We start from the raw sequence: 15,537 nt of genomic DNA on the forward strand, positions 1-15,537 counted from the left end.
ACCCGTCAGGGAATGCCGTTGCGGCCGTGGCGCACGAAACCCTCCCGGCCGCCAAGCCGCTCGAAATAGGCGGCTACCGCAGGATAGTCTGGATGCGGCTGTGGCGTGGCGTACCAGCGGTTCACCGACAGGCCGATCGGGATATCCGCCAGCGTGAAGCGATCGCCAGCCACATAGCCACCGGTACCTGACAGTTGCCGCTCCAGGATGCCGATATGCCGAGACCAGTCGCCGACGGACGCGGCAAGCGCCGCGGCATCCTGATGCAAAGGCGATTGCCTGACCAGTGCCATGAACGCGTAGCGCCACGCATTGTTCAGCTCCGTCGCCTGCCAGTCCATCCATTGGTCCACCCGCGCACGCTCGCGCGCCGCAACCGGGTAGATGGCGCCATCGCCATCGCCATATTGCGACGCCAGGTAGCGGATGATGGAATTCGACTCCCACAACACAAAGCCGTCGTCATCGAGCACCGGCACCATCGCATTCGGATTCAGCGCGAGGAATTCTGCCGTATCGGTGGCGCGGTAGCCCGAACCCCAGTCCTCGCGCACGAACGGCAAGCCGAGTTCGTCGCAGCACCAGAGCACCTTGCGGACGTTGATGGAGGAGGCCTTTCCGAGGATCTTCAGCATGGGCGGGGAGGCGCGCGTGGCGCAAAGAGAATGGCTTCCAATATAAAGCCGGGCTGTCAGGCCGCACAGGCACAGTTGCGCCGATTTGCGGCCTGACAGTTGACATTTGAGAGTTGGGCAATCGGAAGTTTGTGCCACGCGGCAGGGCAAGCACTGCGCAAAACCGCACGCTCGCTGTGCGCGGCCGCCTCACCCCGGTGCATCCGGCGCTGCGGGTCTGCCCGCCTTGACATGGATGTCTGCATCTCCTGACAATGCCTGCACAGCATCTTGCCTACCAGGGACCCATCGATGACGATCATCCGCCGCGCCCTTGGCGCCGCAGCACTTGCCACAAGCCTCGCCTGCGCCGCACTCTCCCCAACCGCTGTTGCTGCCAGCCTCACCATCGGCATGTCGGGGGACATCACCTCGCTGGACCCGCACTATCACAACGTCACGCCCAACGCGAACGTGGCCGAGCATATGTTCGAGGCCCTGATCGCCAAGGACGAGAAGATGCGCTTCAAGCCCGCGCTGGCGCTCTCGTGGAAGCCGGTCGACGACACCACCTGGGAAATCAAGCTGCGCCCCGGCGTGAAGTTCCACGACGGCAGCGAGTTCACCTCGGCCGACGTGGTCTACTCGCTGAACCGCCCCGCCACGGTCAAGAACAGCCCGTCGCCGTACACCATCTACACCAAGGGCTTCAAGGACATCACCGCGGTCGACAAGCTGACCGTGCGCATCACCACCCACGGCCCTTATCCGCTGGTGCCCAATGACCTCTCCACCATCTACATGCTGTCGAAGAAGGTCGCGGAGAACGCCAGCGGCGACGACTTCAACAGCGGCCGCGCGATGGTCGGCACCGGCCCGTACAAGTTCGTCAGCTTCCGCAAGGGCGACCGCATCGAGCTGACGCGCAACGACAGCTACTGGGGCAACAAGCCGGAGTGGGACACCGTATCGCTGCGCATCCTCACCAACGACGCGCCGCGCGTGGCCGCGCTGCTCGCCGGCGACGTGCAGGTCATCGAGAACGTGCCCACCTCGGATATCCGCAAGCTCTCCGCCGATCCCGGCGTGAGCGTGTTCAAGGTGCCGACCTTCCGCATGATGTACCTGCACCTGGACAGCAACCGCGACGTCACCCCCTTCGTCACCGACAAGGCCGGCAAGCCGCTCGCCAGGAACCCGCTCAAGGATGCGCGCGTGCGCGCCGCCATCTCGCACGCCATCTCGCGCCAGGCCATCGTCGACCGCGTGATGGAAGGCGCCGCCGAGCCCACCGGGCAGCTCGTGAACTCCACGTTGTTCGGCCATGTGCCGAGCCTCAAGCCTGACACCTTCGACGCCGCAGGCGCCAAGAAGCTGCTGGCGGACGCGGGCTATCCCGACGGCTTCGCGCTCACGCTGCACGCGCCCAACAACCGCTACGTCAACGACGAACAAGTCGCGCAGGCGATTGCCTCCATGCTCGCGCGCGTCGGCATCCAGACCCGGGTTGAAGCCATGCCGTCCGCCACCTTCTTCACGCGCGCCAACAAGCTGGAGTTCTCCTTCATGCTCGCCGGCTGGGGCGCGGACACGGGCGAGGCTGGCTCGTCGCTGAAGTCGCTGCTGGCCACCTACGATCCGGCCAAGGGCTGGGGCGCATCCAATCGCGGCCGCTATAGCAATCCGGCGCTGGATGCCAAGCTGGCCACGGCGCTGACCACCATCGACGATCGCGCGCGCGAGAAGTTGCTGCAGGACGCGACCGAGATCGGGATCAAGGATTACGGTGTGATCCCGCTGTATTTCCAGATCAACGCATGGGCGGCGAAGAAGGGGTACAAGGTGGTGCCGCGCCAGGATGAGCGTACCTACGCATTCGCCATCACCAAAGGCTCCTGAGCGTTAGCCCGTCACCTCGATGACCGGCGCGCCAGCGCGCCGGTCACGCCATCGCCGCGCGCCATGCCTCACGCGAAGGTGATGAACTGAGCCGACGACCACACCTTGCCGTCGTCTCGTTCCCGGCCATGGAAGTACACCGGGCGGTGGCCATGGGGCCCGTTCACCGGCTCGACGTCGACCACGCCGCTCACGTCCACCGGCAATGCCTTGTCGGTGAGCCGCTCCAGCGCGATAAACAGTTCCGTGCCGCCCAGCTCCAGCCGCAGACCGTCATTGGCGAGCAGTTCGGCGCCGCTGACCTCCCAGCGAAAATCCGGCGCATGGGCGAAGGGGTTGCGCTGCAGCGGATCTCCCACCTTGATGAAGCTGTCGATGTGCCCTTCGATCACGATGCACGCGGCAGCGAGGTTGCTCACGTCGATTTCCACGCTGTCCGCATCGCCATAGGTATCGCTGCGAAAACCGATGTCGGTCGCGCCTTCGCGCCAGCAGGCTTCTTCCTGATGCTCGAAGCCGTGCCCGCCGAAGCGGTTGATCGTGCCATTGAGAATGCGGATGCGGCCTTGCCAGGCGGCCCAGCGATAGCGGTCACGGATCCGCGCGCCGCCCCAGCGCACGCGGATCAGGCGCTCGGAGAAGCCCGCCTCCCGATGCAGGTTGCGCTCCCAGATCAAGCCATTGTGATCATAGGCCGCCAGGTACTCCCAGCCGGTCTGGCCGAGGAAGCGATAGTCGAGCCGGGCCGGGCCGCGATGCGAGGCCGGCAGCGAGAATGCGTCGCCCTGCACGAAGTCGCCGCAGCGCACCAGCAGCGCCGTGTGCTCGCCGGTGCTGGCCCAGGTGTGGCGCGCGCGCAGTGCGCGGCCGATCGCCTGCCGGTCCAGCCGCTCGGCCAGCACGCCGGTCAGCCCGCCGCGCACGCCGAACACCTGCACGCCGGGCGGGCCGCCGCCAGGGCGGCCACGGTGCTCGTCGCCGCTGGCTGCCACGCCCAGCTGGTAGCCGCGCGCCATCACATCGCGGTACAGCCAGTCGAAATGCCCCCAGCTGGAAGCGATCTCCACCAGCCGCTCGAGCTCGGGATGATGCCAGTCCGGGATGTAGCGCCGCCCGCCCACGTGCGGCATGATCAGGTGCTGCTCGGGCGCGCCGACATAGGCGTCCCATAGCTCCTCGACTGGCCAGCGCCCCAGCTCGGCCGCGGTGCCCTTCATGTCCTCGTTCCAGACCAGCGTACGATTGTGTTGGCCGCGGGCGTTGTAGGGAAAATCCGGCGTGCCGTCGCCAAGGAACACGACGTTGTGATCCCCGCCCGCCGTGGAGCTGCCGCACCACTCCTGCACCGGGTAAGCGACAAAGCGGCCGGGCTCGTTGAAGGTTCCCACGGCTTCCAGCCCAAGCTGCCAGTTGGCATCGGTGATCTGGAAATCGTTGACGGTGTAGCCGAACACATCGATGCCGCCCACGTCGCGCGCATAGGCCACGTTGTAGGCCGGGCTATTGGTGCCGACCGTGTCGTGCGCATGCACATGCAAGTCGGCGTAGAAGGCGCGCGGCGCATCGGCTGCGTCGAAGACCGTCAGCCACGCCGAGCCCTTGGCAACGCGGGGCGCATCCGTCAGGGAAGCTTCCAGGCGCAGCGTGCCGGCGCTGGCGGGCAGGTCGTCGATGCCCACCGATGCCCAGCCCGCCTGGGGCACGGGATAATCGCGCTGGTGGACAAGCTCAATGCCTTGCCACGCGGCAAGGCGTATCGAGCCGCCTGCCGCAGCGCAGATATTGCCCCATCTGTCCATCAGCGAAGCCCTGAGCGGCAACGGCGTGCCCGGCCGGGCAAAGCGCGGCGCCTGCAGCAGGACCTGCGCCGGCTGCCCGGCGTGGATATCGATCACCGCATCGCCCGGCACCGCCACGAAGCGCGAAGTGCCTAGCGGATCCACATAGAGCCGGAAGCGAAAGCTGTCTTCGATAAAGGTCTGCACGCGCGTGCCGGGCCCGCCGCGGCGCCGGTCGCCAAGGCGGATCAGGATGTGATCGCCGGCATTCAGGTAACCATCGACCACATCGACGATGATCGCTTTCTGGAACGGGCGCTCATGCCCCTTCTGCTCGAAGCGCACGTTGAGCGATTGCACGCTCGCGGGGCTCTGGCCAGGCACAAGCGGCGCGGCCTGGTACTCGGCGCTGATGTAATTGGCGCCGCCCGGGTCGGTGGTCTGGAACAGCGCCCAGTCGGAGTAGAACTTGAACGTCGCCTTGAGCCACGCGCCATCCGCCACGCCGGAGGCACCGACCTCGTAGTCGACGATGATCTCGGCCCATTCGCCCGCTTCCAGCCGGCTCACGGAGCAGCTCACCCGGCCGGCGAACGGCAGCGCCTTGTTCTGCTCGTACAGGCCGGCGGGCGCGTGATGCGTGCCCAGGCGCTCGCGCAGCGCGGCGTAACGCGCGGCCAGTGTTGTCTTGTCGGTCATTGGGGGGAACTCCGATGTCAATGAAATGGCCACGGCGCGCTGGCATCCCACACCGGGATGCCCAGGTAGGCATACCAGGGCGCCATGACCAGCAGGCCGTAGGCAATGCCGATCAGCACCGACACCACGCCCACGCGGGCATAGTCCGCCGTGGTGAAGGTGCCGCTGCTATAGGCCACCACGGCCGCGGTGATCTGCGTGGGCAAGATGTAGGCAAAGCTGTCGCTGTCGCACACCAGCAAGGTGAACGCGGCGGGATGCAGCCCGAGCTTGGGTGCTAGCGCCAGCATGATCGGCGCGATCATCGTCACGGCGGCCACGTTGGACAGCATGGCCAGGCGCGCCACGTGCGTGCCGAGCATGACGATCAGCAACGCCAGCCACCACGGATGGCCCGCCGCGAAGCGGTACAGCCAGTCGGCCACCCACGGCGCCAGGCCGGTCTCGCCAATCGCGGAGGACAGGCTCAGCGCGCCGGCCAGCAAGAAGAACGTGCCCCAGATCGTGCGGGCCTGGATGTCCCTCCAGCCCAGCCCCGTCAACCCGGGCACGAACAGCGCGGCCAGCCCGAGCAAGGCCACGATTTCGGAAGGCAGGCCATGCCACGACTCGGTCGCCCACAGCACGGCCACCACGGCAAACACCGCCAGGATCGTTTTGGATTGCACACCTGCCGGCGGCAACGCGGCACGCTCGGCGGCAATCGCCGCCTGGCCGCCAGGCAGCCGGACCGCGCGCGACTTGAAGTAGGACTGCACCCACAACTGGGTCAGCACGAACATGCCCAGGTACGGCCATTGCAGCTTGAACCAGTCGAGATAGGAGATGTGCAGGCCGAGGTTCTTCTGCAGCAGGCCGACGATCACCATATTGGGCAGGTGCGCGGTGAGAATGCACATGCCGCTGATCATCGAGCCATACACCAGCGACTGAATCACGATGGCCTTCTTCGCGCTGCGCTCACGCGGCGAGTCGCCAAACAGGCCCACGATGCCGTTGACGACCGGCAGCAACGTAGCCGCGCGCGCATTGGCCGCCGGCACGAGAAAGCCCAGCACGAAGTTGACCACGAACATCACCCAGATCACGCCATTGGCGGTACGCGTCTTCAGCTTGTCGAGCAGGAACAAGGCGATCCGCCGGTCCAGCCCGGCCGCCTGCATGATGGCCGAGAAGATGAACGCTGCCAGGCACAGGAACACCACGGGCGTGGCAAAGCCGCTGGCCGCCTTGGAGAACGGCGTCACCGCATGCGCCAGCACCAGCAAGGCGGGGATCAGCATGCCGCTCACGCCGACCGGCACGGCCTCGCTCATCCAGACCAGGCTCGCCCAGGCCACCACCGCCAGCGTGGCGCGGCCCGCGGGCGGCAAGCCCTCCGGCTGCGGGAGCACGAACAGGATGGCGAAAAAGGCGATCCACGCGGCCACGAAGCCCAGCTGCGCTTTGCGCAATGGACCCGGCCGGAACCAGGCCGGCGGCTTGTGCAGGTATGCTTGCCAACCGGCGCGCGAATGCGCCGATGACGGGTTGAGGGGAGAGTTCACTGCGGCTCCTTGGCGGTTTCCCGATACGCACGTAAGACGCCGCACTGGTCAGTCCGGCCTTGGAAGGCAATAATACGTTTTAATACAAGATGTCCAACGAAGGCATTGGCATATTGTTATGCTGTTTTTCACAAGCCTTTGATACAACAGGGTTTTACATGAGTGTTGCGCGTGAGAACGCCATTTCACTATACGAGCAGATCGCAGATTTGTTGCGCGAAGAAATCCAGAAGCGGCGCTTCGACCCGTCTGGAAAGCTACCTTCCGAGGCCGAGCTGGGCGAGCGTTTCGGGGTGAGCCGGGTCACGGTGCGCCTCGCGATCACGCGGCTGGTTGATGCTGGCCTGGTCGAGCGCAAGCAAGGCAAAGGCACCTTCGTGGTCGACAAGCGGCTGCGCCATGGCCTGGATACGCTGCGCGGCTTCTACGATTCGCTGGTGCTGCAGGGACACGCGCCAGAGATGCAACTGGTCGCGCTGGAGCGGATCGCCGTGCCGGCCCGGCTGCGCGGTATCTTTCCCGCCGCGCTCGGCCACTGCATCGCCTTGCAGCGCCTGCATCGTCTCGATGGCGAGCCGATTGCGCTCGCCGAGACCCACATTGCCTGCGATGCCACGCCCGGCTGGGAAGATGCCGAGCGCAATCCGTCCTACACCTTGATCGGCCAGTTGCTGGGCATGCCGGTCGACCGGGCTGACCTCGTCATCCGCGCGCGCTCGGCGGGCCAGCACCTGGCGGCCGTGCTGCAGACCTCGCGCACGCATCCGCTGCTGGAACTGGAACGCACGTCGTTCACAGCGGATGGCACGGTTTGCGAGCACACGCTGTTTTCCATACGGTCGGAGCGGTATGAGTTCGCGCTCAATAGCGCGGGCGGCGTGCGGGTGCCGGCGTGAGTGGCTCCTTTCATCTCACCTCCCCCTTGTCTTGATCCTTGCCCTTGTCCTTGTCCTTGTCCTTGTCCTTGTCCTTGTCCTTGTCCTTGTCCTTGTCCTTGTCCCTGGACGCGCCGGCATTGCCGTACCACGGCGGCACCAGCGAGTACATCGCCGCCGAGCACGGCACGCCGTGCAGCACCAGCCGGTTGCGGGCGATGCATTCGAACTGCGCGCCGATCTTCTGCGCCACGGCGCGGCTGACCATGTTGTGCTCGGCGGCGACCACTTCCAGGCGCGTCAGCCCGAGGCGGTGAAAGGCATAGCACGCCATCAGCTCTGCCGCGCGCGCGCCCAATCCCTGCCGCTGCCGGGTCTGGCGGATCCAGTAGCCGAGGTTGCCGAAGTTGTAGTCGCGGTTGATCTGGTTGATGGAGACGCCGCCATACAGCTCCCTGCCGTCCGGGGCGAATACGCCGATGTCGTAGGCCTCGCCGATGGCCATGCTCTGCGTGCACAGGTCGACCCAGTTCTCGGCATCGCGCACGCTATAGCCCGCGTGGCACCACGGCAGCCATTTGCCCACGGTCTCGAGTGATTCGTGCACGGCGGCCACGAACTGGGGCACGTCGGGATAGCGGAAGGGGCGAAGGAGGAAGCCTTGGCCGTGAAGGGCTTGCATGGTGCGTCCTTGGGACTCGGTCAGCGCGGGAACTTGCCGGCGTGCGCATCGTGGGGCATGACGCGCCCGGCCTGCATGCCAGTGCGGCGAGCGTCATGGCCAGGCCGCCTCATCTCGGCCTCATGGCTTCGCCAATCAGCAGCCTGGCCTGCACGCGCGCATGCAGCAGCGCCATGTCGGCATGGCGCAGGCTCGGGTGGCGGCTCAGCGCGGCCATCACCTTGCCGGACTGCCGGATCGAGCCAGCGCCGGCATCGGCGGCGGCGCGGTCGATCAGCGCGTCGATCTCCGCGTCGGACAGCGGACGGGCGATGCGGGCGGCCAGGCTCAGTGCCGTGTCGTCGAAGCGGGCGCCGTCGTCGAAATGAATGCAGCCCTCGATCATCACAGGCAAGCCTTGCGGGTCGATCTCGCCAAAGCGCAGCTCGCGGATGTCGACCGCATGATGGCGGCCGTCGAGGTAGAGCGAGCCGTCGATGTAGCCGGGCTCCGGGTTGAGCGGGAAGACAAGGCGCGTGCCCGCCAGTTGTTCAAGGCTGTAGGTGGGCAGGTCCATGCCGTCGAGCCGGATCGCCGTGCGCACCGGCGCGCCGCCGAGCACGAATGGCGCCAGTTCTATCTCGAGGTCGGCGCCGTGCGCGTGGATCGTCGAGGCGCAGAGATGCGCGACCAGGGGGTGAAGCAGTGCGACGGGAAAGGCAGGCATGGACGGTTTCCTCGCAAAGGGTCAGGGACTGGCGCCAGGGCATGGTGGCGCCCGCATTACCAGCGTTACCGCTCAATCCCGGTTGTACACCTCGCCGCCTTCCTCCGCCAGCGCGCCGGCGGCGGCCAGCGACGCCAGGATCCGCTCAAGGATGGCCGCCATGTCCTGCGCGGGCATGAAGCGCGCATGGATGCGCTGCATCAGCGGCGCCTGCGCCATCCACGCCAGCAGCGCGTCGCGTCGCATGCGCTGCTGCTCAAGCAGCTTGAACTTCACCAGCACCTTGATGGCATGCGTGGCATTACGCCCGGCATCGGCGCTGAGGTAAGCCAGCCGCCCATCAGCAACGTCAAGCGCGGCCGCTACGTTTGTGAAGGGCCGCCCGTGGCCGGGAATCACCACGCGCACATCCAGCGTGGCGATGCGCGCCAGCACGGCCGCCTGCTCGGCGAAGCCGCTCTCACCGTCGAGTTCCGGGAAGATCACGCCAAAGCCGTTCTCCCACAGCGCATCGCCGGAGATCAGGATGCCTTCTTGCGGGGCGAACAGCATCACGGCATGGGGATCGTGGCCGGGCGCGCCTACCACCTGCCAGTCGAGCCCGCCCAGGCGCAAGGTGTCGCCGTCCTGCACCACGTCATCGAAGGTGAAGCGGTCGCACTGCTGACCGGTGGCGCGGTAGCTGAGGGCGTCCACGTCCCACGCGCGCACCGCCTCGGCCTCCGCGGCGGGGATCAGCGTGCGCGGTTGCCAGCGGCGCTGCAGCGTGGCGTTGCCGCCGCAGTGGTCGGAGTGCAGGTGCGTGTTCACCAGGCGCCGCAGCGCCCGCCCGCCAAGGCCGGCCTCGACCAGCGCCAGCGTCTGTGGCGCATGCGTGACGTAGCCGGAATCGACCAGCGCGGTGTCGTCGCCATCGACAAACAGGATGTTGTTGGCGGATAGCCAGCCGCGCTCGAAAACGCGCATGGTGCCGGGCAGGTTTGGAGGCGTGAAAGTGGTTGGCATTGGGGTGTCGGCAAATCAGCTAGTCAGCGCGCGGCGTGGGAGGTGGCGGTGCATCGACTCGCCCCGCGCCAACCGGCAATGCGGCGGCGGCACGGAATGCGTCCGAGGCAAAGAAAGGATCCTGGGCAAGCCGCGCGGTGAGCATGTCGAGCGCATCCAGGCCCCAGAACAACTGCCCCTCGGCATCCCCCTGCAGCGCAGCGGTAGGTACGCCGAACACGCCGCGCGCCAGCGCTTCGTCCCCGTTTTCCCGCAGGCGCGCCTTGACCGCATCTTGCGCCAGCGCAGCGGTAGGTACGCCCAGCGCACCGCATAGCGCGTCGAACTCGGCCTGCTGCTGGGGCACGTGGCCTTGCTGCCAGACGAAGCGGAAAACCGGTGCCAGCGTGGCGTGCGAGAGCCGGCCTTCGAGCTCCAGCACGACCGCCAGGCGCAGCAAGGGCAGCGGATTGAACGGGTGCACGGCGGGCATGGCGAGCGGCGTGCCGTCGCGGTGCGCGATCCAGGTAACGTGCTCGAAGGTAAAGCGGCGCTTGGGCGCGATCTCCGCCGGGCCGACGTTGCCCCAATGGCGCAGCAGCCCGGCAAACAGCAGCGGCACGTAGCGCACCGAGACATCGGCTGGCAAGGCCCGGGGCAAGCGCTCGAACGCCAGGTAGGCGAACGGCGAGATCGGGTCGAAGTACCAGTCGATGGCGGTTGTCATGGCCGGGTCACGCTGTGTTGTGGGTGCGATGCATCATGGCGCCGCTCTTGCGGCCAACGCCGCGGCGCGCTGCGGCAGCAGCAGCCAGATCCTGCGCCGCCCGGCCTCGTCGCTGCCGGACCATGCGGCGATCTCGTCGATGGTGCGCAGGCAGCCTTCGCAATAGCCGCTCGCGGCGTCCATGCGGCACACGTTGCGGCACGGCGACGGCACGGGCTGCGCGCGCTGGGCGGCTTGCGCGCCGCGCGTGAGCTCGGTAACGAGGCGGGTGGCTTGCGACATCGCCTCAGCCCTCGCCCCGGGTGCCGCGCATGACGCGTGCAAGCAGCGGCTTCATGCCGATTGGCGCTGCGCCACGTCGGCCACCTCGGCCCCGGTCATGCGCTGCAGATCCTGGGGCGTGAGGTTGAACACGGCGTGCGGATGGCCGGCGGCCGCCCACAGGCTGTCGTAGCGGAACAGGTCGCTGTCGAGCAGCATGACGGGCGCCACCGCGTGGCCGATCGGGCAGACGCCGCCAATGGCGTAGCCCGTCTTCTCGCGCACGAACCTGGCGTCGGCCTTGCCGAGCGGGCCCACCACGGCGGCGACCTTGGCTTCGTCGACGCGGTTGCTGCCGCTGGCGATCACCAGCACCGGCGCGTCGTCGGCGACGCGGCGAAAGATGATGGACTTGGCGATCTCGGCCACCGAACAGCCGAGGCCGGCCGCTGCCTCGGCCGAGGTCTTGCCGGTGGCGGGCAGCATGACCACGGGCTTGTCGTGGCCAAGGCCGGCCAGCAGGCCGGCCACGCGCTGCGCCGCTTCGGGCAGCGCGGCGGTGTCGTTGGCGTTGGCGTTGGCGTTGGCGTTGTCGGGAGAGTGAGCGTTCATGTCGATAGGGTTCGGATGAAAGGCCTTATACGCAGGCAGGCGCGGCGTCCGCGGCGGCGCCCCACTTGGTCAGCAGCGCGCGTCCCACGCGCGAGCTGTTGGCGCGGCCGATCGACTGCGAGATGAAATCGCCCGCGCGCACCACCTGCTCCAGGTCCACCCCGGTGTGGATGCCCATGCCGTGCAGCATGTACAGCACGTCTTCGGTGGCCACATTGCCGGTGGCGCCCTTGGCGTAAGGACAGCCGCCGAGTCCTGCCACCGAGGCGTGGAAGATCGAGATGCCGACCTGCAGGCTGGCCAGGATATTGGACAGCGCCTGGCCGTAGGTATCGTGGAAATGGCCGGAGAGCCGGTCGATGGGGAATTCGGCGGCGACCGCGTGCATCACCTCCTGCACCCGGCCCGGCGTACCCACGCCGATGGTGTCGGCGATGTCGATCTCGTCGCAGCCGAGATCGCGCATGCGGCGCACCACGTCCACCACCGCGTGCACCGGCACCTCGCCCTGGTAGGGGCAGCCCAGCGCGCAGGAGATGCTGGCGCGCAGGCGCAGGCCTTTTTCCTTGGCGGCGGCGGCGACAGGCGCGAAGCGCTCGATGGATTCGGCGATGGAGCAGTTGATGTTCTTTTGCGAGAACGCCTCGCTGGCGGCGCCGAAGATCACGACCTCGTCCGCCGACGCGGCCACCGCGCCTTCGAAGCCCTTCATATTGGGCGTGAGCACGGAGTACAGCGTGCCCGGCCGGCGCTGGATGCGCGCCATCACCTCGGCGCCATCGGCCATCTGTGGCACCCATTTGGGCGAGACGAAGGAGGCGGCCTCGATATTGACGAAGCCGGCGTCGCTGAGACGGTTGATCAGGTCGACCTTGACCTCGGTCGGCACCATCGCCTTCTCGTTTTGCAGGCCGTCGCGCGGGCCAACTTCTACGACTTTTACATAGTGGGGCAGGGTCACGATGTCTCCTCGCTGTCTGGTTGCTGCGCACGCGTCGGAGCGTGCGCGATTTAACTAATGTGCGGACATTGTGCTCGGGCTCCCGGCGCAAACGCTCCGCCCCGGCGCCCGGCTTGCTCAATAGCCGCGTTGCAGGTCGACCACGCCGGCGATCGGCTGGCCCGCGCCCAGCGCGCGGATCTTGGCCGCGATCTGGGCGACGCTGTCTTCGCGCAGCGTCAGTGCCGCGATATGCGGCGTGATGGTGATGCGCGGCTCGGCCCAGAACGGATGCTCGGCGGGCAGCGGCTCAGTGCGGAACACGTCGAGCGTGGCGCCGGCAATCTGTCCCGACTGCACGGCGGCCAGCAGGTCTTGCTCAACCAGGTGCGGGCCGCGCGCCACGTTGACCAGGTAGGCCCCCTTGGCGAGCTTGCCCAGCAGCCCGGCATCCAGGATGTTCTCGGTTTCCGGCGTGAGCGGCAGCACGTTGACCAGCACGCGCAGGCCATCCAGGAACGGCGCCTGGCCAGCCTCGCCGGCAAAGCCCTGCACGCCTTCGATATCGCGCGCCGTGCGGCTCCAGCCGCGCACCGGGAACCCGAAGCCGGCCAGCGCCTGCGCGATCTGCGCGCCGAGCGTGCCCACGCCCATCACGCCCACGGTGAAATCGGCGCGGCGATGCGGCTTGAGAAAGCGCCAGGTGCCGGCCTGCTGGGCCAGCGCGTACTCGTCCAGGCGGCGGAAATAACGCAGTACCGCGTGCGTCACGTAGTCGATCATCTGCGCGGCCATGCCGGCATCGTCCAGGCGCACGATGGGCACGCCGGCCGGCAGCGCGTCCGGGTCGGTGTCGCGCAGGCTCAAGATGCCGTCCACGCCGGCGCCCAGGTTGAACACGGCTTTCAGGTCGGTACGCCCGCGCAGCATCTCGAGCGGCGGGCGCCACACCACGGCGTAGTCGACCTGCTCGTTCTTGCTGTCTTCCCAGGTCAGGCATTGCGCTTCGGGCAGGGCCTCGGCAAAGCCGTCGATCCAGGGCTGGTAACGGCCGTCCGGTACATACAACTGCAACTTCATCTCATCTCCACTCTGGTCTTCTTTCTCTTCTATTTTCGCAGAGGATAGGCGTGGCCTGCGGTTTTCTTGCAGCGGGCACCGCCTGAAGGGGCGGCTCAGCCGTTGCCGGCTTCGAAGGACAGCAATTGCGCGCCTTCGCCGACCTGCTCGCCCACGCCATACAGCACCTCGCCCACCACGCCGTCGGCCGGCGCACTGATGGTGTGCTCCATCTTCATGGCCTCCATCACCAGCAACGGCGCGCCGCGCGCAACCCGGCTGCCGGCCTGGACCATGACCGCGATGACCTTGCCGGGCATGGGCGCGGTGAGCTTGCCGCCCTCGCCTTCGCCCTCGGCAGCATGCGCGAGCGGGTCGATCCAGGTGAGGGCCACATGACGGTGGCCGCTGAATACATGGAAGGTATCACCTTCCGCGTGGACCTGCCCACGGGCGCGCCGCGTGCCGAGATCGACACGGATATCGTCCGCCGCGCACTGCGCCCGGAAGGGCGCGGCCTGGTCGGCGAAGAACAGCGTACTGCCGCGCGCATCGGTGGCGAGCGTCACGTCGGCGATGTGGCTGCCCGCCAGGCCACCCACCGAGAAGCGCAGGGCGCGCCGCTCCCCGCCATTCAACCGCCATGCGCCCGCATGCTGCCAGGGCGAATGCGCGTCGGCCGGGTCCACGCGGCGCGCGCGGGCTTGCGCATCCAGCAACGCCGCTACGGCCAGCGCGATCACTTCCATGCCGACCGGCGCGGGCGGCGGGAACAACGCCGCCTGGCTGCGCTCGATCAGGCCGGTGTCGAGGTCCGCCGTGCGGAACGCCTGCGACGTCACCAGCCGCCGCAGGAAAGCCACATTGGTGGACAGGCCCACCACACGGTATTCGGCCAGCGCCTGCGCCATGCGCGCCAATGCCTCCTCGCGGTCGTGGCCCCACACGATCAGCTTGGCGATCATGGGGTCATAGTACGGGCTGATGGTGTCGCCCTCGCGCACGCCGGAGTCGATGCGCACGCCAGCCGGGCCGTTGCCGTCCTGGCCCAGCGCGAACGTGACCGCTGCCGGTGTGCGCAGGTAGCGCAGCGTGCCGGTGGAGGGCAGGAAGCCCTTGTCGGGGTTTTCGGCGTAGACGCGGGCTTCCAGTGCATGGCCGTGGATGCGCAGTTGTTCCTGCTTCAGCGGCAGCGGCTCGCCCGCGGCTACGCGCAGTTGCCATTCCACCAGGTCCTGCCCGGTGATCATCTCGGTGACCGGGTGCTCTACCTGCAGGCGGGTGTTCATCTCCATGAAGTAGAACGAGCCGTCCTGGTTGGCGATGAATTCCACCGTGCCAGCGCCGACGTAGCCCACGGCCTGCGCGGCGGCAACAGCGGCTTCGCCCATGGCGCGCCGGCGTTCCTCGCTCATGCCAGGGGCCGGCGCTTCCTCCAGCACCTTCTGGTGGCGGCGCTGCACGGAGCAGTCGCGCTCGAACAGGTAGACGCAGTTGCCGTGCGTGTCGGCAAAGACCTGGATCTCGATATGGCGGGGGCGGGTCAGGTATTTCTCGACCAGCACGCGGTCGTCGCCGAAGCTGGCGCTGGCCTCGCGCTGCACGGACGCCAGCGCGGCTTCGAAGCCGTCGCTGGCTTCCACCACGCGCATGCCCTTGCCGCCGCCGCCGGCGCTGGCCTTGAGCAGCACGGGGTAGCCGATGCGGTCGGCCTCGCGGCGCAGCAGGGCGGCATCCTGATCCTCGCCGTGGTAGCCGGGCACGAGCGGCACCGCGGCCGCCTCCATCAGGCGCTTGGCCGCGCTCTTGCTGCCCATGGCGCGGATGCTGGATGCCGGCGGGCCGATAAAGACGAGGCCGGCTTCGGCGCAAGCTTCTGCGAAGCCGTCGTTCTCGGAGAGGAAACCGTAGCCCGGATGGATGGCCTGCGCGCCGGTGGCCTTGGCCATCTCGATGATGTGGTCGCCGCGCAGGTAGCTGTCGCGCGCTGCCGCGCCGCCGATATGCACGGCCTCGTCGCACAGCGCCACGTGGCGCGCGTTGGCGTCGGCGTCGGAGTAGACGGCTACCGTGCGGATGCCCAGGCGGCGGCAGGTGGCTGCCACGCGGCAGGCGATTTCGCCGCGATTGGCGATCAGGATCTTGTTGAACATG

General features: G+C 67.7%; 14 protein-coding genes. 2 read left to right on the plus strand and 12 right to left on the minus strand.

The window, feature by feature from the left end; translation table 11 throughout:
* Nucleotides 1-5: 5 nt before the first annotated feature.
* Nucleotides 6-635: a glutathione S-transferase family protein gene (locus AC1Q7Q_RS16450; RefSeq protein ID WP_492374291.1), complete on the minus strand. Its 630-nt coding sequence runs from the start codon at nucleotides 633-635 to the stop codon at nucleotides 6-8.
* Nucleotides 636-926: 291 nt separating this feature from the next.
* On the opposite strand from AC1Q7Q_RS16450, the gene AC1Q7Q_RS16455 reads away from it, so the two are divergent.
* Nucleotides 927-2,513 carry an ABC transporter substrate-binding protein gene (locus tag AC1Q7Q_RS16455; protein ID WP_492374290.1) on the plus strand — a complete coding sequence of 529 codons (1,587 nt, stop codon included), beginning with the start codon at nucleotides 927-929 and terminating at the stop codon, nucleotides 2,511-2,513.
* Nucleotides 2,514-2,581: 68 nt separating this feature from the next.
* Here AC1Q7Q_RS16455 and AC1Q7Q_RS16460 read toward each other — a convergent pair whose 3' ends face one another.
* Together AC1Q7Q_RS16460 and AC1Q7Q_RS16465 are read right to left on the minus strand one after the other, a co-directional pair.
* Nucleotides 2,582-4,990, minus strand: a complete 2,409-nt coding sequence (locus tag AC1Q7Q_RS16460) for a hypothetical protein (protein ID WP_492374289.1) — start codon at nucleotides 4,988-4,990, stop codon at nucleotides 2,582-2,584.
* Nucleotides 4,991-5,007: 17 nt separating this feature from the next.
* Nucleotides 5,008-6,537, minus strand: coding sequence for an SLC13 family permease (locus AC1Q7Q_RS16465; protein ID WP_492374288.1), 1,530 nt, complete (start codon nucleotides 6,535-6,537; stop codon nucleotides 5,008-5,010).
* Between the two features lie 158 nt (nucleotides 6,538-6,695).
* Between AC1Q7Q_RS16465 and AC1Q7Q_RS16470 the strand changes: the two genes are divergently transcribed.
* Nucleotides 6,696-7,433, plus strand: coding sequence for a GntR family transcriptional regulator (locus AC1Q7Q_RS16470; RefSeq protein ID WP_492374287.1), 738 nt, complete (start codon nucleotides 6,696-6,698; stop codon nucleotides 7,431-7,433).
* A 10-nt stretch (nucleotides 7,434-7,443) separates the two neighbouring features.
* Here the strand turns inward: AC1Q7Q_RS16470 and AC1Q7Q_RS16475 are convergent, their stop codons facing one another.
* The 9 genes from AC1Q7Q_RS16475 to AC1Q7Q_RS16515 all read right to left on the minus strand — a co-directional run bounded on the left by AC1Q7Q_RS16475 (nucleotide 7,444) and on the right by AC1Q7Q_RS16515 (nucleotide 15,536).
* Entirely contained in the window at nucleotides 7,444-8,094 is a 651-nt protein-coding gene (locus tag AC1Q7Q_RS16475; protein WP_492374286.1) for a GNAT family N-acetyltransferase, read from the minus strand.
* 109 nt (nucleotides 8,095-8,203) lie between these two features.
* Nucleotides 8,204-8,800: a GatB/YqeY domain-containing protein gene (locus AC1Q7Q_RS16480; protein ID WP_492374285.1), complete on the minus strand. Its 597-nt coding sequence runs from the start codon at nucleotides 8,798-8,800 to the stop codon at nucleotides 8,204-8,206.
* A 72-nt stretch (nucleotides 8,801-8,872) separates the two neighbouring features.
* Entirely contained in the window at nucleotides 8,873-9,805 is a 933-nt protein-coding gene (locus AC1Q7Q_RS16485; protein WP_492374284.1) for an MBL fold metallo-hydrolase, read from the minus strand.
* 19 nt (nucleotides 9,806-9,824) lie between these two features.
* Nucleotides 9,825-10,511 carry a 2-hydroxychromene-2-carboxylate isomerase gene (locus AC1Q7Q_RS16490; RefSeq protein WP_492374283.1) on the minus strand — a complete coding sequence of 229 codons (687 nt, stop codon included), beginning with the start codon at nucleotides 10,509-10,511 and terminating at the stop codon, nucleotides 9,825-9,827.
* Nucleotides 10,512-10,544: 33 nt separating this feature from the next.
* Nucleotides 10,545-10,793, minus strand: a complete 249-nt coding sequence (locus tag AC1Q7Q_RS16495; protein WP_492374282.1) for a DUF1289 domain-containing protein — start codon at nucleotides 10,791-10,793, stop codon at nucleotides 10,545-10,547.
* Between the two features lie 51 nt (nucleotides 10,794-10,844).
* Nucleotides 10,845-11,384: a YbaK/EbsC family protein gene (locus tag AC1Q7Q_RS16500; RefSeq protein ID WP_492374281.1), complete on the minus strand. Its 540-nt coding sequence runs from the start codon at nucleotides 11,382-11,384 to the stop codon at nucleotides 10,845-10,847.
* Nucleotides 11,385-11,409: 25 nt separating this feature from the next.
* Complete coding sequence (locus AC1Q7Q_RS16505; RefSeq protein ID WP_492374280.1) at nucleotides 11,410-12,345, minus strand: hydroxymethylglutaryl-CoA lyase; 936 nt, start codon at nucleotides 12,343-12,345, stop codon at nucleotides 11,410-11,412.
* A gap of 117 nt (nucleotides 12,346-12,462) precedes the next feature.
* Complete coding sequence (locus AC1Q7Q_RS16510) at nucleotides 12,463-13,404, minus strand: 2-hydroxyacid dehydrogenase (protein ID WP_492374279.1); 942 nt, start codon at nucleotides 13,402-13,404, stop codon at nucleotides 12,463-12,465.
* A 95-nt stretch (nucleotides 13,405-13,499) separates the two neighbouring features.
* Nucleotides 13,500-15,536: an acetyl/propionyl/methylcrotonyl-CoA carboxylase subunit alpha gene (locus AC1Q7Q_RS16515; RefSeq protein ID WP_492374278.1), complete on the minus strand. Its 2,037-nt coding sequence runs from the start codon at nucleotides 15,534-15,536 to the stop codon at nucleotides 13,500-13,502.
* Nucleotide 15,537 lies beyond the last annotated feature (1 nt).

Source organism: Cupriavidus sp. GW823-FHT07A04 (genome assembly GCF_058794615.1).